Annotated in this window: 22 protein-coding genes, 1 pseudogene and 1 riboswitch; of the genes and pseudogenes, 6 read left to right on the top strand and 17 right to left on the bottom strand. The window is 72.7% G+C overall.

What is annotated here, in order from left to right:
• A partial coding sequence (locus GL263_RS02980; protein ID WP_182853965.1) for a LysR family transcriptional regulator occupies window positions 1-322 on the bottom strand: 322 nt, incomplete at its 3' end.
• A gap of 47 nt (window positions 323-369) precedes the next feature.
• Window positions 370-1,698, bottom strand: coding sequence for an aminotransferase class I/II-fold pyridoxal phosphate-dependent enzyme (locus GL263_RS02985; protein WP_182853966.1), 1,329 nt, complete (start codon window positions 1,696-1,698; stop codon window positions 370-372).
• A gap of 45 nt (window positions 1,699-1,743) precedes the next feature.
• Between GL263_RS02985 and GL263_RS02990 the strand changes: the two genes are divergently transcribed.
• Complete coding sequence (locus GL263_RS02990) at window positions 1,744-2,478, top strand: pyridoxamine 5'-phosphate oxidase family protein (protein WP_182853967.1); 735 nt, start codon at window positions 1,744-1,746, stop codon at window positions 2,476-2,478.
• Here GL263_RS02990 and GL263_RS02995 read toward each other — a convergent pair.
• A pseudogene (locus tag GL263_RS02995) lies at window positions 2,455-3,429 on the bottom strand (DMT family transporter); the annotation flags it as partial. The gene GL263_RS02990 and the pseudogene GL263_RS02995 sit on opposite strands and share 24 nt — an antisense overlap.
• A 162-nt stretch (window positions 3,430-3,591) precedes the next feature.
• A complete protein-coding gene (locus GL263_RS03000) occupies window positions 3,592-4,608 on the bottom strand; it encodes an EamA family transporter (protein ID WP_182853968.1) in 1,017 nt (338 codons plus the stop codon).
• Between the two features lie 201 nt (window positions 4,609-4,809).
• Between GL263_RS03000 and GL263_RS03005 the strand changes: the two genes are divergently transcribed.
• Together GL263_RS03005 and GL263_RS03010 are read left to right on the top strand one after the other, a co-directional pair.
• Window positions 4,810-4,989, top strand: a complete 180-nt coding sequence (locus GL263_RS03005) for a hypothetical protein (RefSeq protein ID WP_182853983.1) — start codon at window positions 4,810-4,812, stop codon at window positions 4,987-4,989.
• Between the two features lie 79 nt (window positions 4,990-5,068).
• Complete coding sequence (locus tag GL263_RS03010; protein ID WP_182853969.1) at window positions 5,069-5,896, top strand: PhzF family phenazine biosynthesis protein; 828 nt, start codon at window positions 5,069-5,071, stop codon at window positions 5,894-5,896.
• A 22-nt stretch (window positions 5,897-5,918) separates the two neighbouring features.
• On the opposite strand, the gene GL263_RS03015 is transcribed toward GL263_RS03010, so the two are convergent.
• Complete coding sequence (locus tag GL263_RS03015; protein WP_323379224.1) at window positions 5,919-6,704, bottom strand: CPBP family intramembrane glutamic endopeptidase; 786 nt, start codon at window positions 6,702-6,704, stop codon at window positions 5,919-5,921.
• Window positions 6,705-6,872: 168 nt separating this feature from the next.
• A complete protein-coding gene (locus GL263_RS03020; RefSeq protein WP_182853970.1) occupies window positions 6,873-8,369 on the bottom strand; it encodes a glutamate-cysteine ligase family protein in 1,497 nt (498 codons plus the stop codon).
• A 480-nt stretch (window positions 8,370-8,849) separates the two neighbouring features.
• Here GL263_RS03020 and GL263_RS03025 point away from each other — a divergent pair, with 480 nt between their 5' ends.
• Both GL263_RS03025 and GL263_RS03030 read left to right on the top strand, forming a co-directional pair.
• On the top strand, window positions 8,850-9,431 hold the full coding sequence (locus tag GL263_RS03025) for a hypothetical protein (protein WP_182853971.1): 582 nt from the start codon (window positions 8,850-8,852) through the stop codon (window positions 9,429-9,431).
• Window positions 9,432-9,861: 430 nt separating this feature from the next.
• Window positions 9,862-10,068 carry a DUF5999 family protein gene (locus tag GL263_RS03030; protein ID WP_182853972.1) on the top strand — a complete coding sequence of 69 codons (207 nt, stop codon included), beginning with the start codon at window positions 9,862-9,864 and terminating at the stop codon, window positions 10,066-10,068.
• A gap of 79 nt (window positions 10,069-10,147) precedes the next feature.
• Here the strand turns inward: GL263_RS03030 and gcvP are convergent, their stop codons facing one another.
• Window positions 10,148-13,048 carry an aminomethyl-transferring glycine dehydrogenase gene (gene gcvP, locus GL263_RS03035; protein ID WP_182853973.1) on the bottom strand — a complete coding sequence of 967 codons (2,901 nt, stop codon included), beginning with the start codon at window positions 13,046-13,048 and terminating at the stop codon, window positions 10,148-10,150.
• A 186-nt stretch (window positions 13,049-13,234) separates the two neighbouring features.
• Window positions 13,235-13,331, bottom strand: a riboswitch (glycine riboswitch).
• Window positions 13,332-13,460: 129 nt separating this feature from the next.
• Between gcvP and GL263_RS03040 the strand changes: the two genes are divergently transcribed.
• Window positions 13,461-13,859 carry a PRC-barrel domain-containing protein gene (locus GL263_RS03040; RefSeq protein ID WP_182853974.1) on the top strand — a complete coding sequence of 133 codons (399 nt, stop codon included), beginning with the start codon at window positions 13,461-13,463 and terminating at the stop codon, window positions 13,857-13,859.
• 98 nt (window positions 13,860-13,957) lie between these two features.
• Here GL263_RS03040 and GL263_RS03045 read toward each other — a convergent pair whose 3' ends face one another.
• From GL263_RS03045 to clsA, 10 genes are all read right to left on the bottom strand, one after another.
• Window positions 13,958-15,370, bottom strand: a complete 1,413-nt coding sequence (locus GL263_RS03045) for a DNA polymerase IV (RefSeq protein ID WP_182853975.1) — start codon at window positions 15,368-15,370, stop codon at window positions 13,958-13,960.
• Between the two features lie 80 nt (window positions 15,371-15,450).
• Entirely contained in the window at window positions 15,451-16,065 is a 615-nt protein-coding gene (locus GL263_RS03050) for a MerR family transcriptional regulator (protein WP_438947907.1), read from the bottom strand.
• 218 nt (window positions 16,066-16,283) lie between these two features.
• Window positions 16,284-16,757 carry a bifunctional nuclease family protein gene (locus GL263_RS03055; protein ID WP_143646202.1) on the bottom strand — a complete coding sequence of 158 codons (474 nt, stop codon included), beginning with the start codon at window positions 16,755-16,757 and terminating at the stop codon, window positions 16,284-16,286.
• Between the two features lie 158 nt (window positions 16,758-16,915).
• Window positions 16,916-17,653, bottom strand: a complete 738-nt coding sequence (gene ftsR / locus GL263_RS03060) for a transcriptional regulator FtsR (RefSeq protein WP_182853977.1) — start codon at window positions 17,651-17,653, stop codon at window positions 16,916-16,918.
• 21 nt (window positions 17,654-17,674) lie between these two features.
• Window positions 17,675-18,529: an FHA domain-containing protein gene (locus GL263_RS28165; protein WP_323379225.1), complete on the bottom strand. Its 855-nt coding sequence runs from the start codon at window positions 18,527-18,529 to the stop codon at window positions 17,675-17,677.
• A 94-nt stretch (window positions 18,530-18,623) separates the two neighbouring features.
• Complete coding sequence (locus GL263_RS03070) at window positions 18,624-19,682, bottom strand: DUF881 domain-containing protein (RefSeq protein ID WP_182853978.1); 1,059 nt, start codon at window positions 19,680-19,682, stop codon at window positions 18,624-18,626.
• A gap of 5 nt (window positions 19,683-19,687) precedes the next feature.
• The gene (locus GL263_RS03075) at window positions 19,688-20,020 is read right to left on the bottom strand and encodes a small basic family protein (protein ID WP_182853979.1); all 333 of its coding nucleotides are present in this window, start codon (window positions 20,018-20,020) and stop codon (window positions 19,688-19,690) included.
• Window positions 20,017-20,913, bottom strand: coding sequence for a DUF881 domain-containing protein (locus GL263_RS03080; RefSeq protein WP_438947908.1), 897 nt, complete (start codon window positions 20,911-20,913; stop codon window positions 20,017-20,019). Before GL263_RS03080 ends, GL263_RS03075 begins: the two co-directional genes overlap by 4 nt.
• A gap of 99 nt (window positions 20,914-21,012) precedes the next feature.
• A complete protein-coding gene (locus GL263_RS03085) occupies window positions 21,013-23,508 on the bottom strand; it encodes a mannose-1-phosphate guanyltransferase (protein ID WP_182853981.1) in 2,496 nt (831 codons plus the stop codon).
• A 111-nt stretch (window positions 23,509-23,619) separates the two neighbouring features.
• Window positions 23,620-24,228 carry a cardiolipin synthase ClsA gene (gene clsA, locus GL263_RS03090; RefSeq protein ID WP_182853982.1) on the bottom strand — a complete coding sequence of 203 codons (609 nt, stop codon included), beginning with the start codon at window positions 24,226-24,228 and terminating at the stop codon, window positions 23,620-23,622.
• Between the last annotated feature and the right edge of the window lie 154 nt (window positions 24,229-24,382).

Consider the following 24,382-nt stretch of genomic DNA (forward strand, 5'->3'; position numbering starts at 1 on the left):
GGAAGAGCCCTCGGGCGGCCGTGGGGAAGCCGCCGACGAGCAGTTCGCCCACCGGCTGGCCGCGGTGCGCCTCCAGTTCGGCGTGCGCGAGTTCGAGTTGGGACAGCACCCGGTCGGCGTGCCGGACGAGCAGCCGGCCGGCGTCGGTGAGCCGCACACCGCGGCCGTTCCTGGTGAGCAGCTGCTGCCCGGTCTCCCGCTCCAGCTTGGCCACCTGCTGGGAGACGGCGGAGGTGGTGACGTGCAGCGCCTCCGAGGCGGCGGTGACCGACCCGTGGCCGGCGATCGCGTGCAGCACGCGCAGACGCTCAAGACTCAGCATGCCGTCACGCTAGCGCGTCCGTCCGACGGGCCGGGCGGCCGTCGGGCTCAGCCGTAGCGGCCGGCGGGTGGCGGGGCCAGCGTGGTGCGGACCGCGTCGGCGAGCGCCGGCAGTTCGGTCGGGCGCACGTCGGACAGGGTCAGCCGCACACCGGGCGGCGAGGCGATCCGGAACCGCGAGCCGGGTGCCGCCGCCCACCCGGCGGCGAGCAGGCGGGCGACGGCCGACGTCTCGTCGGGGACCGGCACCCACACGTTCATGCCGCTGCGCCCCCGAGCCGGTACCCCGCGCCGGGCGAGCTCCTCCAGCAGCCGACGGCGGCGGAGGTCGTAGGCCGCGGAGACGGTGGCCGGATCGACGGCTCCGGTCTGCCACAGCCGGGCGACGGCGTCCTGGAGGAGGTGGCTCACCCATCCCGCGCCGAGCCGCTGTCGGCCGCTCAGCCGGTCGAGCGTGGCCTCGTCTCCGGTGACCACGGCCAGCCGCAGGTCGGGACCGTAGGCCTTGGCGGTGGAGCGGACGAACGCCCAGCGGCCGGTGGCGCCGCCGAGCGGGTGGAGGGGGAGCGTGGTGATGCCGTGGCCGTGGTCGTCCTCGACCAGGAGCGGGTCGGCGTCGCGCAGCAGGGCGCGGAGCGTGCCCGCGCGTTCGGCGGTGAGGGCGGCGCCGGTCGGGTTCTGGGCGCGGCAGGTGATCACCACGGCGCGGACCCCGGCGGACAGCGCGCGTTCGAGCTGGTCGGGTACCGGGCCGTCGTCGTCGGTGCCGAACGGCTCGGGCAGCAGGCCGAGGGCGGGCAGGAGGTCGAGCAGGCCGCCCCAGCCGGGGTCCTCGACGGCCACCCGGTCGCCGGGTCGCAGCCGGGTGGCGAGGATCCGCTCGATCGCGTCCAGCGCGCCCGAGGTGACGGCGAGCGGCCCGGGGGGAACGCCGTCGGCGGCCAGCGCGGCGGTGACCTGGGCGCGCAGTACCTCGCTGACCGGGGGCGCGCCGTAGAGCACCGGGCGTTCGGCGTGGCGGCGGGCGACGTCGGCGAGCACGTCGGCGAGCGCCGGCAGCAGCGCGGGGTCGGGGTTGCCGGAGGAGAGGTCCCTCACGCCGGGCGGGACCGGGGTGCCCAGCGCCTCGCGCGCGGTGCTGGCCGGACGGGCGCGGACCCGGCTGCCGCGTCGGCCGGCGGTCTCGATGACGCCGCGCTCCCGCAGCAGGCGGTAGGCGGCGGCGACGGTGTTCGGGTTGACGCCGATCCGCGCGGCGAGTTCGCGGATCGGCGTGAGGGGCTGCCCGGGGCTCAACTCCCCCGCGGCCACGGCCTCTTCGACGGTGGCCGCGATTCTCGCCGCACCGGCGCCCTCAAGACGATAAGCTTCTAGCACATAACCCAGTATGCACTAGTACGTAATCATCCGCAAGGAGAAGGCATGTCCGACGCCACCTCGCCGAATCCCACCGCCGCGAACGCCCCCGCCGCCGCGAACGCCGCGCCCTCGGGCGACGCCGGTTCCTATCCGCGTACCGACCGCACGGTCCCCAGCCGCTCACCGCAGCGCGCGGCGTACGACCGGGAGACCGTGCACGCGATACTCGACGAGGGCTACCTCTGCCACCTCGGCTTCGTACGGGACGGCGCGCCGGTGGTGCTGCCGACCCTGTACGCACGGATCGGCGAGACCCTCTACGTGCACGGCTCCACCGGCTCGCGCCCGCTGCTGGCCGGCCGGCGCGACCCCGGCGTCCCGGTGTGCGTGACGGTGACCCACGTCGACGGGCTGGTGCTGGCGAAGTCCGCGTTCCACCACTCCGTCAACTACCGTTCCGTGGTCGTGCACGGCACCGCCCGTCAGGTCACCGACCCCGATCTCAAGACACGGGCCCTGGACGCGCTCGTCGACCACGTGATCCCCGGCAGGGCCGCCGACTGCCGTCCGGGCAATGCCAAGGAGCTGGCCGCGACGGCGGTGCTCGCGCTCGACCTCACCGAGGTGTCGGCGAAGCTCCGGCAGGGCGGCCCCAACGAGGAGCCGGAAGACCTGTCACTCCCGCACTGGAACGGCGTCCTCCCGGTCCGGACGACCTACGGGCCGCTGGTCCCCGCCGAGGACCTCGACCCGGCGATCACCGCCCCCGGCTACCTGACGGGATACGCCCGCCCCTGACCGCGACTCGGCCGCCACCAGCGCCGCCACCGCCGTGAGCAGCACGGCCGTGCCGGCCACGGTGGTGGCCGTCAGGTGCTCCCCGAGCACCACCACGGCCAGCACGGCCGCGGTCACCGGCTCGATCAGCGCGATGACCGCCGCCGTCGCGGCCCGCACGGCCACCAGTCCGGTGAAGTACAGGCCGTAGGCCAGCGCGGTCGGCACGGCCGCCAGGTAGACCATCATCGGCAGCCAGTCGCCGGGTTCCGCCGAGACCGGCCACAGCCCCTCCCACAGCGCCGCCGGCAGCAGCAGGGCGGCGCCGACCGCGAACGAGGAGATCGTCGCGCCCAGCGGGTCGACGCTCTCGCCGGCCCTGGCGCGGTGCCGGGCCTGGAGGGTCATCGCGCTGTACCCGAGGGCGGACAGCAGCGCGTAGCCGACGCCGAGCGGGACCACCGTCCCGGAGCCGTCGGCGCCGCCGAGGACGAGGACGGCCAGGCCCGCCACGGCCGCCGTCACCGCCAGGGCGCCGCCCCGGCCCAGCCGTTCGGCCATCCACAGCCGCCCGCCGAGCGCGATCAGCACCGGTCCGGCGCCGAGGGTGACCACGGTGGCCACCGCCAGGCCGGTGGCGTGCACGGCGCCGAAGTAGGCGGTCTGGAAGACGGTCAGGCTCGCTCCGGTGGCCAGGGCACGGGCAAGCCGGCGGCGACGGGAGGCCCGGCGTCCGGCCCCGGCGGACCCCGCGGCGGCGCGCAGGCCGCGGCGGGTCCGCGGCAGCAGGAGCGGCGCCAGCAGCAGCAGACCGCCGGCCGTGCGCCAGAAGGTGAGCGCCACCGGCCCCAGGCCGCTGGTGTCGAACAGGACGGCCGCCGCCGCGCCGGCCGTGCCCCAGGCGACAGCGGCGATCAGGACGTAGAGCAGGCCCCGGCCCACGGGCAGGGCGGGTGCGTGGTCGAGCTTCATGAAGTGCTCCGCGGAAGAGGAGGAGTGACGAGGTCGCGTGTCCCGTGGGCGGGCGAGGGCGACCGGCCGCGCGACCGGTCACGGCCGTCGGCTGGATCCTCCTGAAGGGGCCCGCCCTACGCGGCGGGCGGCGGAAGCACTGTCTGGAGCATGGCCGCCACCCTAGGGACGACGGGCGGCGGTCGGCAAGTCCGCGGGGGCCGCCGGCAGCGGTCCCGGTCCCGCGGCCACCGGCTCGCTGGCCGCCGGGCGGGGCGCGGAGCGCTGGGCGATCAGCGCTCCGGCGAGCACCAGCGTGCCTCCGACGACCTGGGCCGCGCCCAGGTGCTCGGCGAGCACCACCCACGCCAGGACCGTCGCCACCACGGCCTCCAGGCAGGCGACGACCCCGGCGACCTGCGGCGACAGCCGCCGGACCGCCAACACGCCGGTGAGGTAGGCGGCCACGGTCGCCACCAGCACGATCCAGCCGAGCAGCAGCAGTGCCGGCACCTGGCGGCCGTCCATCGACGCCGAGCCGCCGAGCACCGACCAGTCCATCCGCCACGGCCTGGCGACGACGGTCAGCAGCAGGGCGCCGAACAGCAGGCCGTAGGCGATGACTCCGGCGGGTTCGGCCGGCGGCTTGTCCTCGCCGGCGGCGCTGCCGTGGTCGGCGAGCACGAAGTAGCCGACCTGGCAGCAGGCGGCGCCGAGCGCGAGCAGGATCCCGATCGCGTCGAAGCCGAGGCCCGCCCATATCTCGACGACAAACGCCAGGCCGGTCACCGCCAGGACCACGCCCACCCCGGCGGCGCGGGAGACGGGCCGCCGCTGCACAAAGCGCACCCAGCCGAGCAGCAGTGCCGGTCCGAGGTACTCGATGAGCAGCGCCACGCCCACCGGGATGCGGGAGATCGCCGCGAAGTAGCACGCCTGCACACCGGCGACGGCGAAGAGGCCGAAGCCCGCGAGCAGTGCCGGCCGCTCCCGCACCAGCCGCCGGTGACGCCAGGCCAGCGGCAGCAGCAGGACCGCGGCGCCGGCCGCCCGGAGCCAGGTGACGTGCAGGGGCGAGAGGCCGGCCTCGATGAGTGGTTTGGCCACCACTCCGGAGCCGCCGAAGGCGAGTGCCGAGGTCAGGGCCAGGATCAGGCCGACGCGCGAACGCGCGGCCGGCGACGGGGTGCTCTGGTGCATCCGGCCATGATGCCCAGCAACAACATGAGTGTCGAGACGTTAGCACCTGTCATCCAGAGTGTGAGACGCCGCCGGGCCGACCACCCCCGGCGGCTGCAACCCCCGGCCCGTCACCGCTCGTCTACGCCGGTGATCCGTCCACGGCCGCCGGAGGAGGAGCCCGTATTGCCGATCCGCGAGCAACACCGCCTGGAGGTCTGGATGGTGGCGCTGCCGGCGCCGGACGGGCGCCAGTTCGTCTACCGCGTGTACGCGCCGGGGGACGCGCTCCCGGGCGACGTGTTCTGGTCCGCCTTCCACTGCCACGAGGACACCGACTCGCACGCGCTGCCGCCGGTCTCGGACGCCTTCGACGCGGCGGAGATATGGCACCTCGGCTGACTCCCGGCACCACCGGGCGGGCCACCGCCACGCGATTGGCCGTGTCGCCGCCGGCCGCGCCCTCCTAGCCTCGTCCGCCATGAGGATCCGTTACGTGGACGCGTTCACCGACCGCCCGTTCGCCGGCAACCCCGCCGCCGTCGTCCTGCTGGACGACGGCGGCTTCCCACCGGACGACGCGCTGCGGCGGCTGGCCGCCGAGATCAACCTGTCCGAGACGGCGTTCGCCCACCGGCTGCCCGAACAGGCCGGGGCCGACTGGGCGCTGCGCTGGTTCACCCCGACCACCGAGGTGCGGCTGTGCGGGCACGCCACGCTCGCCACCGCGCACGTGCTGCGCACCGCCGCGGGCTGGTCCGGCCCGGTGCGCTTCGCGACGCTCTCCGGGGTGCTGGGCGCCGACGCGCTGGACGACGGCTCGGTGGTGCTCGACTTCCCGACCGCTCCGCTAGAACCCGCCGAACTGCCCGAGACGGCGCGGGACGCGCTGGGCACCCCGGTCCTGTCCGTCCACCACACCGGCGACAACGTGGGAGACCTGCTCGTGGAGGTCACCGACGAGGCCTCGGTGCGGGCGCTCGACCCCGACCTCGGCCGACTCGCGCTGCTCAGGGGCCGCGGTGTGATCGTGACCGCCCGCGCCGCCGAGGACGCCACCGGCCACGACTACGTCTCCCGGTGCTTCTTCCCCGCCGTGGGCATCGGCGAGGACCCGGTCACCGGCAGCGCGCACACCGCGCTGGCGCCCTTCTGGTCGCGCCGGCTCGGCCGGAACACCCTGACCGGACTCCAGGCGTCGGCGAGGACCGGCCTGGTCCGCACCGAGGTGCGCGGGGACCGCACGTTGCTGCGCGGCTCCGCCGTGACCGTCATCGAGGGCGACCTGCTGGTCCCGCTCACGGACTGAGCTCCCGGGGCCCCTGCCGGGGTCATGCGGTCGGCAGCCAGCCGACCTTGCCGGCGAGCAGGCCGTACCCGACAAACGCGACGATGTCGATCAGGGCGTGGGCCGCGACGAGCGGCCCCACCCTGCCCCACCGCCGGTACAGCCAGACGAAGATCACGCCCATCACCATGTTGCCCACCAGGCCCCCGATGCCCTGGTAGAGGTGGTAGAGGCCGCGGAGCCCGGCGCTCGCGGCCATCGCCGCGCCGGCTCCCCAGCCCAACTGGTCGAGCCGACGCAGCAGGTAGCCGACGACGATGACCTCCTCCAGCACCGAGTTCTGCACCGCGGAGAGGACGAGCACCGGGTACTTCCACCACACTTCCGGCAGCGATTCCGGCACGACGGTGAGGTTCAGCCCCGCCTGCCGGGCGCCCAGATACAGCAGTAGGCCGCTGCCGCCGATGGCGGCGGCGAGCAGGGCGCCCCGGCCGAGGTCGAAGCCGGGCCGACGCAGGTCGAAGCCGATCGCACGGGGACCGGCACCCTCGCGGCCCAGCAGGTGCAGCACCAGCAGCACCGGCACCAGGGCGGTGCTGATGCCGAAGAGCTGCCAGGCGAGGTCGAGCCAGGGCCGGTCGGGGGCGAGCGAGCGGTTCAGGTTGGCCGCCTGGTCGCTCAGCCCGCCGGGGCGGGTCAGCGCACCGGTGAAGCTGATCAGCGCGGCGGCCGCGCTGGCTCCCAGCGAGAGGGCCAGCACCAGCAGCGCCTCGTTCCGCAGCGTGCGTGGGCCCGGCCCGTTCGGCACCGGCTCCACGCCCGCCCCCACCGCTCCCCTGTCCTTGAACACCGGCCGCACACCCGCCTCCCGTCGCTCACGCCACCGTCCGCCGCCGGGGACGTCCACCGGGAGGTCCGCCGGATGCGGCAGCCCCCAGCTTGCCGTACCCGGCGGACGGTGGTCGGGGCGACCCGCGACGCTCGGACCGCCGGGGGCTCAGGGGCCGGGCGGCCAGGAGTGGACGGGCTCCCCGGTGCGGGCCAGTTCGCAGTACGCGCGGACCGTCGCGGCCAGCGCCTTCTCCCGGTCGAGCCCTCCCTCACGGGCGCGGTGGTAGGCGGCGGCCTGCCAGGAGGCGCCGTTGGTCCGGCGCGCGCAGCGCTGCTCGATGACACCGAGGTAGCGGTCGCGGTCCCCGGGCTCGACCCCCCAGGCGTCCAGCCCGGCGGCGGCCGCCGGCAGCAGATCGTCGCGCACCAGACGCTCCACCGGCAGGGTGGCCAGGCCGCCACCCCGGCCCGCGCGCGGCCAGGTCAGCCGGGCGTCGATGCCGTGCCGGCAGGCGGCGTCGAAGTTCTCGGCCGCCCGCTCGAAGGGCATCCTCGTCCACACCGGCCGGGGGTCGTCGGCCAGCGCCCGGACCAGGCCGTAGTAGAACGCGGTGTTGGCCAGGACGTCGGTCACCGTCGGGCCCGCCGGCAGCACCCGGTTCTCCACCCGCAGGTGCGGCACCCCGTCGGCGACCCCGTACACCGGCCGGTTCCAGCGGTAGATCGTGCCGTTGTGCAGGACGAGTTCGGCGAGCGAGGGCACGCCACCGCCGTCGAGCACCTCAAGCGGGTCCTCCTCGTCGCGGATCGGGATCAGCGCGGGGAAGTAGCGCACGTTCTCCTCGAAGAGGTCGTACGCGGAGCTGATCCACCGCTCCCCGAACCAGGTGCGCGGCCGCACCCCCTGGTCGCGGTACTGCGGCGGGCGGGAGTCCGTCGACTGGAGGAACAGCGGCACCCTCGACTCCCGCCACAGCTCCCGACCGAAGACAAACGGCGCGTTCGCGCCCACCGCCACCTGAACGGCCGCGGCGGCCTGCGCGGCGTTCCACACCCCGGGGAAGCGCGCGGGTGTCACCTGGAGGTGCAGCTGCACCGAGGTGCAGGCGGCCTCCGGGGCGATCGACCCCGCGACGTAACGCAGGTGCTCCACGCCCTGGATGTCCAGGACGATCTCCTCGCCCCTGGCGGCCATGATCTGGTCGTTGAGCAGGGTGTACCGGTCGGCCGCCGAGAGGTTGGCGGCGACCAGGTCCTCCCCGGTGAGGGTGGGCAGAATGCCGATCATCACGATGCCGGCGGCGACCTCGCCGGCCTTCCGGTCCGCGTACGCCAGCCCGGTGCGCAGTTCCTCCGCCAGTTGGTCCAGCACTCGCCCGGTCAGCGGATGCGGAAGGATATTCACCTCCAGGTTGAACTGCCCGAGTTCCGTCTGGAAATCCTGGCTCCCGATGCGGTCGAGCACCTGGGCGTTCTTCATCCGAGGCATCCCGTCGGAGTCGGCGAGATTCAATTCGATCTCCAGCCCCATCAGGTTCCGCGGCCGGTCGAAGCGCCGCTCGGCCAGCAACCGGTCCAGCGCCTCCAGGCACCGGTTCAGCTTCTCCCCGTAGCGCCGCCGTTCCGCCGGGCCGAACGCCTCGGCGGCAACCTTCTCGCCCATGGGCGGGTCCCCTCCTTGTGTGAGCGTGCCCGGATGATGCCCCGCGAGAAGCCGGATAACGCTCCGCGCCGGGCGGGCGGCGGTTTATGCTCCCTCCGTACGGACCTGCGGCACATTCAGGCGGCATACGGCCGGCTGGCCGGACGACGACGATGGCCTTACCGTCGGACGGTCGGGATCAGGCCGTCCGAGGGGCCCGACGATTACGACGTCAGGGGTTCTCCATTTGACACGCCCCTGCTTGGAGCCCCACGCTACCCGACCGGATTTAACCTTGCCGGATATGCGGGCGGCCGCTAGCCGAAACACCTACCGAACAACTCTCGTATAAACTCCGCCGAAGAGGCCGCATCCCCGTCCTTCTTCGGCGAGCGGCACCTGCATCCACTCCCCCTGCACTCCGCCGCGCACCGCATGGACGGCCTCACCGTCCGGCCGTGTCGGGGCGACCCCGAGTCTCCCGAGTGAGAGGCGACCACCATGCCCCTGCATGCCCGCAAGGCCCCTCCGGCCGCACTGCGCACCGTCCTGGCCGCCCTCGACTCCACCCCGGCCTCCCATGCCACCGGCAGGCTGCGCGCGGCGCTCGCGCTGGGCACCCCGCTCACCCCGGAGGCCGCGCTCCCGCTGTACCTGCTCGGCGGTGTGCGCGGCGGCACGCCGCGGTCCCAGGCCGCCGGCTGGCGCTTCCTCGTCCGCCAGGCGGAGCGCACGGTGGTCACCGCCGACGCCACCCCGACAGCCGACGGCTGGGTGTTCTCGCATTTCGCGGAGGGGCCCTACGCCGACTCCGTGGAACGGTGTCTGCTGCTCGCCGACACCCTCACCGGGCCGTACGAACCGCGCCTGCTGTCCGTACCGGAGCTGTACATGATGGCCCTGTGGCTGCACGGCCTCGGCTCCGCCGAACGGCCGGACGACATCGCCGAGACCGACCTGCTCGTCCCGCTCAGCCCGGCTCCGCCGGGCGTCGCCGCCAACCGGCCTCACCGGGCCCGGGAACTGCTGCCGCTGCTGACGGAGCGCCTGGCCGCGCCGGTGGGGCTGATGCGCACCGCCTGAAACCCGAGGACCGGCGGGCACGGGCACACGGACCGGCGGCACACAGGCGGCCCGTTCCGACAGCCGGGGTGACGAGGAGGCCCTGCCTCCCGTCACCCCGGCTGTCGGCGTTCGACGCGGTTCCTCCGTTCGGTGGGCAACCGCCGGACCGCGTGACGCGTCTCACACGAGTGAGTACCACGATCGGGGATTCTCCTGCGGAACGCGCGTCCGCGGGACAACACTGGGACCGGCAACCGGATCGGACGGGGGAGCGGCGATGACCGGCGACAGCCACGGGGCGCGGAGCGTCCCACCCGCGACAAGCACGTCAGCGACAACCTCACACAGCCCAGTCAGCGTTGGACCAGTCATGCCGGACACGCCGGCCGCCCACCGGGCGGCGAGCACGTCCAGCCCCACAGCGACGCCACACCGAAAGAACCCCACCATGTGCCCGCACCAACCGCAGTGCCCCTCCGCCGACTCCGCCGACCGGGAGGCCGCCCACCTGGTGGCCCACCACCCCGAGCAGGGCTGGAGTCTGCTGTGCAACGGCGTCGTCTTCTTCGAGGACACCGGCGAGCTGCTGCCGGACGGCCAGGTCATCGCCCCGCACCGGCCGCTGGGTCCGGAGCACGTGACCACCGCGGCCTGACCGGCGTGAACGGGCGGAGCCCCGACCGGTCGGCCGGGGCTCCGCCGTCGCTACGGCGCACGAGGGGGGTGAGCGTCGCTCAGCCGTCGTACTCCTCCATCGGGGGGCAGGAGCAGACGAGGTTCCGGTCGCCGAAGGCGCCGTCGATGCGGCGTACCGGCGGCCAGTACTTGTCGGCGGCGCGCACACCGGGCGGGAACGCGGCCGTCTGCCGGTCGTAGGGAAGGTCCCACTCCCCCGCGAGCTGTTCGGCGGTGTGCGGGGCGCCCCGCAGCGGGCTGCTCTCCGCGTCCCACGCGCCCTCGGCGACCTGCTCGATCTCCGCGCGGATCGCGATCATCGCGTCGCAGAAGCGGTCGAGTTCGGCGAGGTCCTCGCTCTCGGTCGGCTCGATCATCAGGGTGCCCGCGACCGGGAACGACATCGTCGGCGCGTGGAAGCCGTAGTCGATGAGGCGCTTGGCGACGTCGTCGATGCTCACCCCGGTCGCCTTGGTCAGCGGGCGCACGTCGATGATGCACTCGTGCGCCACGAGGTTGCCCGGACCGGTGTAGAGCACCGGGTAGTGCGGCTCCAGACGCTTGGCCACGTAGTTGGCGCTGAGCACCGCGACCTGCGTGGCGCGGCGCAGCCCCTCGGCGCCCATCAGCCGCACGTACGCCCAGGAGATCGGCAGGATGCCGGCCGACCCCCAGGGCGCGGCCGAGATCGGGCCGATGCCGGTGGCGGGCCCCGCGGTGGGCTGGAGCGGGTGGTTGGGCAGGTAGGGCGCCAGGTGGGCGCGGACCGCCACCGGGCCGACACCCGGACCGCCGCCGCCGTGCGGGATGCAGAACGTCTTGTGCAGGTTGAGGTGGGAGACGTCGGCGCCGAAGCGTCCCGGCTTGGCGAGGCCGACAAGCGCGTTGAGGTTCGCGCCGTCCACGTAGACCTGACCGCCCGCGTCGTGCACGGCCGCGCAGATGTCGGTGATGTGCTCCTCGAACACACCGTGCGTCGAGGGGTAGGTCACCATCAGGACGGCCAGCTCGTCGCGGTGCTTCTCGATCTTCGCCCGCAGGTCGTCGGTGTCCACGTCGCCGTTCTCGCCGGTCGCGACGACTACCACCTTCATGCCGGCCATCACGGCGCTCGCGGCGTTGGTGCCGTGCGCGGAGGACGGGATCAGGCACACCGTGCGCTGGTCGTCGCCGTTCGCCCGGTGGTAGGCGCGGACCGCGAGCAGACCGGCCAGCTCACCCTGGGAACCCGCGTTGGGCTGGATGGACACCTTGTCGTAGCCGGTGACCTCGGCCAGCCGCTCCTCCAGCTCGCGGATCAGCGTGAGGTAGCCCTCGGCCTGCTCCACCGGGGCGAAGGGGTGCAGCGCACCGAACTCCGGCCAGGTGACCGGCTCCATCTCGGTGGTGGCGTTGAGCTTCATCGTGCAGGAGCCGAGCGGGATCATTCCGCGGTCCAGCGCGTAGTCCCGGTCGGCGAGGCGGCGCAGGTAGCGCAGCATCGCGGTCTCGGAGCGGTGCTGGTGGAAGACCGGGTGGTCCAGGTAGTCGCCCTGGCGCAGCAGGGCGGCGGGCAGGGCGTCGGCGGTGGCCGCGTCCAGCTCTTCGACATGCCCGGAGTCGGCGGCGCCGCTCACCCCGAACGCGCGCCAGACGGCGTCCAGCTGGGCGCGGGTGGTGGTCTCGTCGCAGGCGACGCCCACCAGGTCGGCGTCGACCAGGCGCAGGTTCACCCCGTTGTCCCGGGCGGCCTCGACGACCTCGGCGGCACGGCCGGGCACCCGGGCGGTCACCGTGTCGAAGAACGCGTCGTGGACGATCTCCACGCCGCCGGCCCGCAGTCCGGCGGCGAGCACCGCCGCGTAGCGGTGGGTGCGGCGGGCGATCGCGGCGAGCCCGTCCGGGCCGTGGTAGACGGCGTACATGCCGGCCATGACGGCGAGCAGCACCTGGGCGGTGCAGATGTTGCTGGTGGCCTTCTCCCGGCGGATGTGCTGCTCACGGGTCTGCAGCGCCAGCCGGTAGGCCTTGTTGCCGTCCGCGTCGACGGAGACGCCGACGAGCCGGCCGGGCAGACTGCGGGCGAACTTCTCCCGGACGGCCATGAAGCCCGCGTGCGGACCGCCGAAGCCCATCGGCACGCCGAACCGCTGGCTGCTGCCGACGGCGATGTCGGCGCCCAGTTCGCCGGGCGAGGTGAGCAGCGTCAGCGCGAGCAGGTCGGCGGCGACGGTCACCACCGCGCCCAGCTCGTGCGCCCGCTCGATGAGCGCCCGGTGGTCGCGGACCGCGCCGGAGGCGCCCGGGTACTGGAGCAGCACGCCGAACACACCGCGCTCGGCCACGTCGGCCGGGATGCCGTCGGCCAGGTCGGCGACGACCACCTCGACGCCGGTCGGCTCGGCCCGGGTCTCGATGACCGCGATCGTCTGCGGCAGGCAGTCGGCGTCCACGAGGAAGACGCCCTTCTTGACCTTGCCGACGCGCCGGGAGAGCGCCATCGCCTCGGCCGCGGCGGTGCCCTCGTCGAGCAGCGAGGCGCCCGAGGTGGGCAGGCCGGTCAGGTCGGCGACGACGGTCTGGAAGTTGAGCAGCGCCTCCAGCCGTCCCTGGGAGATCTCGGGCTGGTAGGGGGTGTAGGCGGTGTACCAGGCCGGGTTCTCCATGACGTTCCGCAGGATCACCGGTGGGGTGAAGGTGCCGTGGTAGCCCAGGCCGATCATCGGCGCCAGGACCTGGTTGCGGTCCGCGAGCTCGCGCAGTTCGGCGAGGACCTCGGCCTCGGAACGGGCGTCGGGCAGGTCCAGTGCCTCGGCGCTCTTGATCACGTCGGGCACGGCGGCGGCGGTCAGCTCGTCCAGCGAGCCGTAGCCGACCTGCGCCAGCATCTTGGCCTGGTCGGCGGCGTCCGGGCCGATGTGGCGACGGGTGAAGGGAACGCCCTGCTCGAGGGCGGCGAGCGGCGTGCGTTCTTGAGTCATCTGCGGAGGCCTCCTGGTCTTATCGACCTGCGGGGGCACCACGGCGTCGGTGCCCGTCGGCCTCCCCCTCTGTCATCACGACCTGAGAGCTTCACCGGCACGCTGGCCGCGCGCCGGCTTTCACCGTCGGTGAGGAGGGGCTTCGGCGCTGTGCCGACCATGGCCCGCCCTGCTTTCCAGAGTGACCTCGTCCGCACGGTACGTGAGCCTGAGAGATTCCGGGGAGGGTTTGCTCCTTCGGCGCCGCCGGTCCTGGACCGACGGACTCTCCCGTGTGGGGTCAACAGCCGCTTCCGAGCCTACCAGCGACGTGTTCGAACGGGGTCGCGCGCTCTCGACTGGCCGTCCGGACAAAAGTGCACTTCTGTAGAAGGTGAGGGGTTGCCGGCGGCGCAGTCAGCGACGCCTACGTGTGGGAGGAACCGTGCAGACCGACATTGACCCACGGAGTTTGATCGGACGCAAAGCCTTCGACCGGGACGGAACGAAGATCGGCACAGTCGACGAGGTGTACCTCGACGACGCCACCGGGGAGCCGGAGTGGGCGGCTGTCCGTACCGGGCTGTTCAGCAGGGACGCCTTTGTCCCGCTGGCGCCCAGCGAGCTGGTGGACGACGTCCTGCGAGTGCCGTACGAACGGGCGTTGATCAAGGAGGCGCCGGACTTCGGCGTCGGCCGGCATCTCTCGCCCGAGCAGGAACTCCAGCTCTACCACCACTACGGGCTTGATCTTCCGTCCGACGCCGAGCGGCGCGAGGAACCGCCGCCGGACCAGGACTTCGGCCAGGTCGCGGGCCAGGGCGACGAGTAGGGCGCGGGCCCGCCCGGTCGGCGGCGAAGGGCCGCCGGCCCGGCTTCTGGTGTGCTCTCGGCGTCAGGTCTGCCGGCTTTCGATCTGCCGGCTTTGTGTCACCGGTTGCCGTCCGGCTCCGGGCCGGGCAGCAACGGCAGCGGATCGGCCGCGGTGAGGTCGGGGTCGTCGACGGCGAAGGTGCGGACGCGCCCGGGTGGCGAGGCGGGCGTCTCGAAGCGCACGGTGACCCTTCCGACGCCGCTCCCCTGCACCCAGCCGGGCCCCCACGCGGCGTGCCAGACGTCCGCCCCGGGCTGCCAGCGCCTCGGGGACGCGGACGCCGGTGTACCGCCGCTCGCGCCCGGCTGGCGGGCGCCCGGCGCGCCAGCGCCTTCCGGGACGGCCGGCCGCCCGGGCGCCGCGTCGCCCGCCGTCGACGAGCGGGGGCCGGCCGCCGCCAGTGCCTGGGCGAACAGGTCCTCCTGGGTGAAGTCCGCGAGGCCGCTCACCCCGACACCGAGCAGCCGTACGCCCTCGCTGATGTCGACGGCCGCGACAAGCCGCCCCGCGGCCTCCCTGATCACCCCGGAGTCGTCCGTCGGTCCGCGCAGCGTCTCGCTCCTGGTCAGCGTGGTGAAGTCGTGTCTTCGCACCTTGACCGAGACCGTGCGGGCGGAACGCCCGGCCCGCCGCAGCCGGCCGGCGCACCGCTCGGCCAGCTCCGCGACCTTCAGCGCGATCAGTGCCCGCTCGGTGACGTCCTCGTCGTAGGTGTCCTCCACGGAGACCGACTTCGACTCGCGCTCGGCGACCACCGGGCGGTCGTCGGCGCCCAGGGCCATCGTGTGCACGGCGGCGCCGTGCGCCGAGCCCAGCAGCCGCACCAGCTCCCGTCTGTCCGCCGAGGCGGCCTCGGCCACCGTGTGGATGCCGGCGCGCCGCAGCGTCTCGGCGGTGGCGGGGCCCACCCCGGGCAGCGCGCGCACCGGAAGGGCGTCCAGCACTTCCCGCTCGGTGTGCCGCTCGATGACCAGCAGACCGTCCGGCTTGGCCCGCTCCGAGGCGATCTTCGCGAGCGTCTTGGTACGGGCGAGGCCGACGGACGCGCTGAGCCCGGTGGCCGCGACGATCTCGGCGCGCAACCGCTCACCGGCCGCGCGGGCCGCCCGCGCGCCGGGCTCGGTGGGCCCCGCCTCCAGGTCGACGTACGCCTCGTCCAGGCTGAGCGGCTCGACCAGGGGCGAGAACGCGGCCAGTCTGGCCATCACCAGCTCGCTGTTCTGCCGGTACGCCTCGAACCGAGGGACGAGGAAGGCTGCCTGCGGGCAGTGGCGGCGGGCCTGGGACATCGGCATCGCCGAGTGCACCCCGAAGACCCGGGCCTCGTAGGAGGCCGTCGCCACCACGCCCCGGGGGCCGAGCCCGCCGACGATCACCGGTCTGCCCCGGAGGCTGGGCTTGGCGGCCTGCTCGACGGACGCGTAGAACGCGTCCATGTCGAGGTGCAGGATCGTCGGGGCGTCTCTCACAAGGCCGATGGTGCCGCACGGCACTGACAACGCGGGCCGTGGAACACGCCAGCGAGCCGGCCGTGCCGGCAGGTGGGACCCTAGCCGGCGCGGTTGCGGCGGCGGGCCAGCTCGTCGGCCGGGTTGTCGCGGACGATGGTCTCGCCGGTGTCGACGCACTCGGCGTGCAGTTGGGCGAGCGCGCCCTCGACGTCCCGCCACACCACGCCCACCGCGATGCCGAAGACGCCCTGCCCGCCTTGGAGGAGTTCGGCGACCTCGTCCGGTGAGGAGCACTCGTAGACGGTGGCGCCGTCACTCATCAGGGTCATCTGGGAGAGCACGCCGCTGCCCTGGCTGCGCAGGTGCCGCACGGCGGTGCGGATGTTCTGGAGCGAGACGCCGGTGTCCAGCAGCCGCTTGACGATCTTGAGGACGACCACGTCCCGGAAGCTGTAGAGGCGCTGGCTGCCCGAGCCGTGGGCCGGCCGCACGCTGGGCTCCACGAGGCCCGTCCTGGCCCAGTAGTCGAGCTGCCGGTAGGTGATCCCCGCCGCCGCACACGCCGTCGGGCCCCGGTAGCCGACCTCCTCGCTCCGCCGCCTGGCCGCGGGAACACGTCTTGCGACGGGCGGCGCCGTGGCTTCGGGCAACGGACAGGGGTTCGCCGCGCTGCTCTCGCCGGTGCTGCTCACGCCGACCCTCCGTCCCTTCACATCCCGTGGACACTCCGGGATCTGCCTCAATGACGGTAGATAGTCACCAGGGGTGCGTCAACCATCGCCGCGCTCGGCACGCCGAGTGATGGTCCCCCAAAGAGTGGTTTTGCGTGCCCGCCCAGCGGGAAGAATGGCCGGTTGGCGTCGTACGGCCCGACCGGGCGGCGTGAAGGGCCCCGGGGGCGGCCCGAACGAGGCCGCCCCGGAGCCGGTGGTCACTGGTTGCTCGTACCGAAGTCCTCGGGCGAGATCTGGTCGAGGAACTCGCGGAACTTCTCCACCTCGTCCTCCTGCTCGTCGGGGATGGCGATGCCCGCGTCATCGAGCACCCCCTCGCTGCCGTAGATGGGCGTGCCCATGCGGAGCGCGAGCGCTATGGCGTCGGACGGACGGGCGCTGACCTCGACCCCACCGGCGAAGACCAGCTCGGCGAAGAAGACGCCCTCCCGCAGGTCGGTGATGCGGACCGCGGTGAGTTCCTGCCCGACGGCTTCCAGTACGTCCTTGAAAAGGTCATGCGTCAGCGGCCGGGCGGGAGTCATGCCCTGCTGGGCGAAGGCGATCGCGGTCGCCTCCCCCGGTCCGATCCAGATGGGGAGGTAGCGATCGCCTCCCACTTCGCGCAGAAGCACGATCGGCTGGTTGGAGGGCATTTCCACCCGGACACCCACGACGTCGAGCTCGTTCACACAGCAACCCTAGGACGTGTACGGCGGGTTTGGATAGTCGGGCACGGGCGGACGGCCCGATACCGCCTCCGGACGGCTCCACCGCGGCCTTTCCGCCGCCGCCTTCCGCCGTGCCCCCGGCGCGCCGCCGTCCGCGACCGGCTGCGTCGACAGCCGGGTCAGCGCAGCCGGTCGCGGACGGCGGCGTCGAGGTAGGCCGCGTGCAGCCGCGCGGAGAGCGCCGCCACGTCCCGCGCGGTCGCCTCCGCGTGGGCGCGGGTCTGCGGGTTGCGGTGCCGGCGCAGTGGGGCCACCAGCTGCTCGATCAGCCCCGCCTCCCGCTCGGCCGCGGCGCGGGCGACCCTGAGATGACGCGCTTCGAGACCGTGCCGGCCCAGCTCGGCGACCAGGCGGGCGGTGGCGACCGTCTCGGCGCTGTACCGCCCGTCGGACTCCGCGCGCACCAGGCCGTAGGACTCCCACTCGGCGAGCTGCTCCTCCTCGGCGCCCACGGTGCCCAGCAGCTCCTCGCGGCTGGCGCGCCGCGGCGCCTCGGGCTCCTCCGGGGCGTCCGGCCGGCCGGCGTCGCCCGGCGGGGACGGCGAGGGCAGCGGTACCGGCTCGCCGCGGTCCTCCGCGTCGAGGTGTTCCCTGATCACCCGCAGGGGAAGGTAGTGGTCGCGTTGTATCCGCAGCACCCGGGTCAGCCGCTCGACGTCCTCGGCGGAGAACTTGCGGTAGCCCGAGGGCGTGCGCTGCGGCTCGACCAGCCCCTCCGACTCCAGGAAGCGGATCTTCGAGATCGTGATCTCGGGGAACTCGTCGCGCAGCAGACTCAGCACGGCGCCGATGCTCATCGGACCGCGGTCCGCGGTGGCGGTGCCGTCACCGGCACCGCCCGACGGTTGATGAAGCATGAACCTTCCCTCGCGGGGTTGTCAGATGCTTCGCTGGCCCGTGAAGAAGACCAGCCGGAACTTGCCGATCTGGACCTCGTCGCCGTTGTTGAGCACAACCTGGTCGATCGGCTCGCGGTTGACGTACGTGCCGTTGAGGCTGCCGACGTCGGCCACGGTGAACACCCCGTCCGGTCCGCGCCGGAACTCCACGTGGCGACGCGAGACGGTGAAGTCGTCCAGGAAGATGTCGCTCTGCGGGTGCCGGCCGGCGGTGGTCAGCTCGCTGTCCAGCAGGAACCTGCTGCCCGAGTTCGGGCCGCGCCGGACGATCAGGAGCGCGGAGCCCGCGGGCAGCGCCTCCACGGCGGCCAGCGCCTCCGGCGACAGCATGGGCGTCTGCCCTGTCGCCTCGGCGTCGTACGCCTCAAGACCGGTGATCGAGATGGTGGAGGTGGTCTCGGACGGCCGCTCGGCCGCCGCGCCACCCCCCAGGGGCGCGCCGCAGTGGGAGCAGAAGCGGCTGGACTCGGCAGCCTGGCTCCCGCACCTCGCGCATACCGGCAAGTGGAACCCTCCACCCGTACTCGAGGCTGATGGTGCATCGAAACCTATGCGGCCCGCACCGCCCTGGTCAACAGAAACCACGCCAGGTCGGGCGGAAGTGTCACCTTCCGCCGTAGCGACCTCGTCGCGGAACATGGGGCGCCCGGCGCCGTCGGCCGACGCCGGGTCCGGCTCGGCGCCGCCGCGCGGCGCCCGGTGCCGGGGGGCGCCGTCGCCGGCGTCCTGGCGCTTGCCGAACAACTTCGAAAAGAAACTCACGGGCGATTCCCCTCGCACGAAACAGGCCGGCCCGTGGGGCAGGACAGACAGTTTGTTCTCACACAGGCCGATCCGGACATCCTGACAACGTCGGCCGCCTTCCGACAGTTTCCCCCACCGGATGCTCCGCGACCGTGCCGCCCCCCGAAATGGATCATCGCCGACCTCACTGCGATGACGACCGAGCGTAGTCAGGCCGCTTCGCGGTTCGCAAGGCGTCCACGACGATCTTCTCCGACGGTTCGATGGTCACGGTGGCCTGCTCCTTCTGGAGCGTCTGCACCACACCACCGGGGATGTTCAGCGCCGGCTCGAGGTCCTGCGGTTTGCCGATGACGTCGAAGCGGTAGGGGGCGGTGACCTTCCGCCCGTCGATCCGCACACCGCCGCTGGCGTCCGAGAAGAACGTCTCGGCGACCACGCGCACGCCGTTGACCTGGATCGCCTCGGCGCCGGCCGCGCGCAGCTCCTGGATGGCGTCCAGCAGCTTGTCGGCCTCGACGACGCCGCGGGGATCACCGATCTCGAAGTGGATGCCCGGCCCCTGGGCCGCGACCGTACCGGCCAGCACGCCGAGCTGGCGTTCCCGCTCGCGGGTCTGCCGGCGGGCCTCCTCGGCCTGGTCCGAGCTGTTCTCCAGCTCCGAGCGCTGGCGTTCGAGGCGGGTCTTCTCGTCCTCCAGCCTGGTGGTGCGGTCGTCCAGCTCGTCGAGGATGCGCACCAGGTCCTCCTGGCGGGCGCCGCGCAGCGCGCTGCCCTCGCTGGTCTGCCGCACCTGGATGGCCAGGCCGAGCCCGAGCACGAACAGCAGCAGGGCCACCACAAGCTGGTTGCGGTTGATCCGCGGCGGCCACAGGCCGGACGCGAGCCGCTGCCGGCCGCTCGGCGCCGCGGCCGCGGGCGCCACCTCGGCGCCGCCCGGCCCGGGCTCCTCGACCGCCGACCGGCCGGCCGCCGGTTCGCCGCTCGACGGTTCGGCCCTCGCCTCGCCACCCGAGGGCTTCCCACCCGACGGTCCGCTGCCCGACGGGGCGGTCGGGGGCCTCTCGGCGGGCTGGAGCTCGCCGGCGGCGCGCGGGCGTTCCTCCGCCCCGGCCGTCTCCTCGGGCCGCTCCTGGGCGCGCCTGCCGTCCGCGGGCACGTCCGGCTTCCCGTCGGCCTCGGGTGTGGCGGGCTCGGGCCGCTCCGGCTCGGGGGTGTCGGGGTTCTTCGGTTCGTCGGCCATGTCACTCACGCCCGGAAGACGTGCCGCCGGATCGCGGCGGCGTTGGAGAAGATGCGGATACCGAGGACGACGACCACTCCCGTGGAGAGCTGGGCGCCGACGCCGAGCTTGTCCCCGAGGAACACGATCAGCGCCGCCACGACGACGTTCGACAGGAAGGACACGACAAAGACCTTGTCGTCGAAGATGCCGTCCAGCATCGCACGCAGACCGCCGAAGACGGCGTCCAGCGCCGCGACCACCGCGATGGGCAGATAGGGCTCGACGGCCGTGGGTACGACGGGCTGGAGCACCAGACCCGCCACGACGCCGACGATGAGTCCCAGTACGGCGATCACCTTGTGCTGCCCTTCCCTCTCTCCAACGGTTCCGCACTCCTCACGTTCAGGCTCGGCGCGGCCGGCAGCCGCACCTCGTCCTGGACGGAGATGCTGGTGCGGATGCCGTAGTTCTCCTGAAGCACGTGCAGGTACTGGCCGTCGGCGCTGTCCTGGAACGTGGTGCTGAGATTCCGCCCGTCACCGACGGCGAGCACCGTGTACGGCGGTACCAGCGGCTTGTTGTCGACGAGTATGGCGTCGCCGGCCGCCCGGATCGCGGAAAGCGCCGTGAGCCGCTGGTCGTTGACCGAGATCGCCTCGGCACCCGACTCCCACAGCCCGTTGACCACACGCTGGAGGTCGCGGTCCCGGAGCCGGCCGGTGTCGGCGAAGCCGCTGCTCTCGCGCGGGCCCCCGCCATCGCCTCCGCTGCCCTTGGCGTCGTCGACGACCAGCTTCACCCCCGGGCCCTGCACCGGTGTCGCGGCGGCGAGCAGGGCGACCAGTTCGCCGGAGTCCCCGCCCTCGTGCCGCAGGGCCTCCCGCTGCATGCGGGCGACCGACTCGCGCAGGGTGGCCAGCTGCCGCTGCAGCTCGTCGGCTTCCCGGGTGCCGTCCTCGACACGGTCGATGAGTTCCTGCCGTTCCTTGGCCACCGTGGGCGCCGCCACCTGCGCCTGCGCCGCGCCCAGCGTCACCACCAGCGCCGCGAGCACCAAGCCGAAGGCCAGTCCGAGCTTGGCCCGCAGGGTGCGGGGCAAGCCGGACCGGCCCTCCTCACCCCGGCGAGCGGCCGCCTCCGCGTAGCCGTCGTCGAGGCTGTGTTCCATCACGTTGTTGAGCAACGACATGGAGGCGTCCGGTCGCGCAGGTCGTCCGCCGGCCTTCTCCACCGGTTGCTGCTGCGACATGCCGCACATCGTCGCACGTCCGACCGGCTGGTGCCGAACGGACCCCGCACGCCGCGCCCGGAGGTCAACTCCCCCACGTCACGGGCTGTGTCCGACCGGTCAGCGGCCGGCGTTCTCCACCACCGCCGACCACTCGTCGAGCAATGCCTCGGCCGACGTGGAGTCCGGCCCCTCGGCCCACAGGTGGGTGACCGCCTCCGCCGGGTCCGGCAGGACCATGACCCAGCGGCCGTCGGGTTCGACGACGCGCACACCGTCGGTGGTGTCCACCTCCCGGTCCCCCGCCGCCTCCACGACCTGCCGCATGACCAGGCCCTTGACCGCCCACGGGGTGGCCAGGTCCCGGCGCAGCACATGGGCCCGGGGGATGCGCGCGTCGATCTGGCTCAGCGTGAGCTGGGTGCGCGCGACCAGACCGACCAGCCGGACGAAGGCGGCGGCACCGTCGAAGACGGAGCTGAACTCCGGCACGATGAAGCCACCGCGCCCGTCCCCGCCGAAGATCGTGCCCTCCTCCCGGCCGACCCGGGTCAGATCGTCCGGTGACGTGGTCGTCCACTCGACCTGCGTGCCGTGGTAGGCCGCGACCTGCTCGGCGATGCGGGTCGTTGTCACCGGGAGCGCCACCCGGCCGCTGCGCCGCTCGGCGGCCACCAGGTCGAGCAGGACGAGCAGCGTCCGTTCGTCCTCGATGATCCGGCCGCGCTCGTCGACGAGGGAGAAGCGCTCACCCACCGGGTCGAAGCGGATGCCGAAGTCGGCACGCGCCGAGCCGACGATCTCGCCGAGCCGCACCAGGCCCGCCCGGCGTTCCTCGACGGTCTCGGTGGGACGCGCCTCGTTCAGCCCCGGGTTGATGGTGAGGGAGTCGACGCCGAGCCGGCCCAGCAGGCTGGGCAGGACCAGGCCGGCGCTTCCGTTCGCCGAGTCGACCACGATCTTCAGCCCGGCCTCGGCCACACCGCTGGTGTCGACCGCCCGCAGCAGCGCGCCGGTGTACGCGTCGAACACGCTGGACGGGAAGCGGAGGTCGCCGATCTCGCCGGGGAACGCCCGCCGGTACTCCTGCCGGGCGTACACCCGGTCCAGCTTGCGCTGGCCGGCCTGCGAGAGGTCGGCGCCGCGCTCGTCGAAGAACATGATGTCCACCGACTCCGGCAGCCCCGGCGTGGTGCGGATCATGATGCCACCGGCGTTGCCCCGGGCGGTGAGCTGGCGCGCCACCGGAAGCGGCACGTTCTCCAGGTCGGTGACGTCGATGGCGCTCGCCTGGAGTGCCGAGATCATGGCTCTCTTCAACGCGCGCGCACCACGCGAGTGGTCACGCGCGGTGGTGACCGTGGAGCCCTTCTTCAACGTGGTCGCGTACGCGCCCGCGAGCCGGACCGCCAACTCCGGGGTGATCTCCACGTTCAGGATGCCGGAGACGCCGCGCGCGCCGAACAGGTGTGCCTGGCCCCGCGACTCCCAGATGACGGAGGTGTTGACGAAAGCGCCCGCCTCAACCGTCTTGAACGGGTAGACGCGGACGTTGCCCTGGACGATCGACTCCTCGCCGATGAAGCACTCGTCGCCGACGACCGCGCCGTCCTCGATCCTGGCGGCACGCATCACGTCGGTGTTCTTGCCGATGACACAGCCGCGCAGATTGCACTGCGGGCCGATGTACACGTTGTCGTGCACCACGGCCTTGTGCAGGAAGGCGCCGCTCTTGACCACGACGTTCGACCCGACGACCGTGTGCTCGCGGACCTCGGCCCCGCCCTCCACCTTCGCGTAGTCGCCGATGTACAGCGGTCCGCGCAGGACGGCGTCGGGATGCACCTCGGCGCCTTCCGCCACCCACACGCCGGGAGAGATCTCGAAGCCGTCGATCTCGACGTCGACCTTGCCCTCCAGCACGTCGGCCTGAGCCTTCACATAGCTCTCGTGCGTGCCGACATCCTCCCAGTAGCCCTCCGCGACATAGCCGTAGACGGGCTTGCCCTCCTTCATGAGCTGGGGGAACACGTCTCCCGACCAGTCGACGGGAACGTCCGGGTCGACGTAGTCGAAGACCTCCGGCTCCATCACGTAGATACCGGTGTTGACCGTGTCGGAGAAGACCTGACCCCAGGTCGGCTTCTCCAGGAAGCGCTCCACCTTCCCTTCCTCGTCGACGATCGTGATGCCGAATTCCAGTGGGTTGGGAACCCTGGTGAGACAGACGGTCACCAACGCGCCGCGTTCCTTGTGGAAGCGGATGAGGTCCGTCAGGTCAAAGTCCGTGAGAGCGTCACCGGAGATGACCAGGAACGAGTCGTCCTTCAACGCCTCCTCGGCGTTCTTGACGCTGCCGGCCGTGCCGAGCGGCTTCTCCTCGTTCGCGTAGGTGAGTTCCATTCCGAGTTCCTCGCCGTCGCCGAAATAGCTGCGGACAAGGGAGGCGAGAAACTGGACGGTAACCACGGTCTCGGTCAGGCCGTGCCGCTTCAGCAGCCGAAGCACATGCTCCATGATGGGCCTGTTGGCCACCGGCAGAAGCGGCTTCGGCATGCTCGCGGTCATGGGGCGAAGTCGAGTGCCCTCGCCGCCTGCCATCACTACGGCCTTCATGTCGGTTACGTCCTCCTCGAAGAGACGACGGTGTCGCCGACCAAGCCCGACGAGTGGCCCACGAGGGAACGCGGGAGCACTCGGCCTCTGCGACGCTGCGAGGAGGCCCGCTCAGTCGGCCGCGGCGTCCGCCCGGATAATTCGGCGGACCTGAACCACGTAAAGGATCCCTGCCCACCAGTAGAGAGCCGTACCCCAACCGGCGAACGCCCATCCGAAAATAGCAGCGAGTGACGACAGCCAGCCAGTCCCGTCACTGAGAAGCAGCAACGGGAAGGCGTACATGAGGTTGAAAGTCGCCGCCTTCCCCAGGAAGTTGACCTGCGGCGGCGCGTACCCGTGGCGGTCGAGCATCCAGACCATGACAAGAAGCACCAGCTCACGCGCCAGCAACAGGCCGGTGAGCCACAACGGCAGGATCTCGCGCCAGGTGAGGCCCACAAGGGTGGAGAGGATGTAGAGCCGGTCGGCCGCCGGATCGAGAATCCGCCCGAGGCTGCTGATCTGGTTCCAGCGCCGGGCAAGCTTGCCGTCGAGGTAGTCGCTGACTCCGCTGAAGGCCAGGATGGCAAGCGCCCACAGGTCGTTGTTCGGCCCGCCGAAGATCGGCCACAGAATCAACCAGAGGAAGACGGGTACGCCGACGAGCCTCGCCATGCTGAGGATGTTCGGAACGGTGAGGACCCGGTCCGTCTGGACCCGCGTCTCCTGGACCTCCACCGAGGTGCCTCCTGGGGTGCCGGTGCGGATAGCTGCACCGACTGTACCGGGCACGCTCCCCCGTCGAGGTCACGGGGTATGCCGCGGCCGGGCCGCCCGCCCGGCCCGTGAAACGCGTTGAGGCCCTGCCGGTAAACCGGCAGGGCCTCAACTC

Origin of the sequence: Streptomyces durbertensis (assembly GCF_014156695.1) — a bacterium.
GTDB classification, from domain to species: Bacteria; Actinomycetota; Actinomycetes; order Streptomycetales; family Streptomycetaceae; genus Streptomyces; species Streptomyces durbertensis.

What these genes read in the sequence shown, in the direction of transcription:
- GL263_RS03005 (WP_182853983.1), top strand. Translation starts at nt 4,810, where the DNA reads ATGGTGGCGCTGCCGGCGCCGGACGGGCGCCAGTTCGTCTACCGCGTG.
- GL263_RS03030 (WP_182853972.1), top strand. Translation starts at nt 9,862, where the DNA reads ATGTGCCCGCACCAACCGCAGTGCCCCTCCGCCGACTCCGCCGACCGG.
- GL263_RS03000 (WP_182853968.1), bottom strand. Translation starts at nt 4,608, where the DNA reads ATGCACCAGAGCACCCCGTCGCCGGCCGCGCGTTCGCGCGTCGGCCTG.
- ftsR (WP_182853977.1), bottom strand. Translation starts at nt 17,653, where the DNA reads ATGCTTCATCAACCGTCGGGCGGTGCCGGTGACGGCACCGCCACCGCG.
- GL263_RS03025 (WP_182853971.1), top strand. Translation starts at nt 8,850, where the DNA reads ATGCCCCTGCATGCCCGCAAGGCCCCTCCGGCCGCACTGCGCACCGTC.
- GL263_RS02990 (WP_182853967.1), top strand. Translation starts at nt 1,744, where the DNA reads ATGTCCGACGCCACCTCGCCGAATCCCACCGCCGCGAACGCCCCCGCC.
- GL263_RS03020 (WP_182853970.1), bottom strand. Translation starts at nt 8,369, where the DNA reads ATGGGCGAGAAGGTTGCCGCCGAGGCGTTCGGCCCGGCGGAACGGCGG.
- gcvP (WP_182853973.1), bottom strand. Translation starts at nt 13,048, where the DNA reads ATGACTCAAGAACGCACGCCGCTCGCCGCCCTCGAGCAGGGCGTTCCC.
- GL263_RS03070 (WP_182853978.1), bottom strand. Translation starts at nt 19,682, where the DNA reads ATGGCCGACGAACCGAAGAACCCCGACACCCCCGAGCCGGAGCGGCCC.
- GL263_RS03080 (WP_438947908.1), bottom strand. Translation starts at nt 20,913, where the DNA reads ATGTCGCAGCAGCAACCGGTGGAGAAGGCCGGCGGACGACCTGCGCGA.
- GL263_RS03010 (WP_182853969.1), top strand. Translation starts at nt 5,069, where the DNA reads ATGAGGATCCGTTACGTGGACGCGTTCACCGACCGCCCGTTCGCCGGC.
- GL263_RS03085 (WP_182853981.1), bottom strand. Translation starts at nt 23,508, where the DNA reads ATGAAGGCCGTAGTGATGGCAGGCGGCGAGGGCACTCGACTTCGCCCC.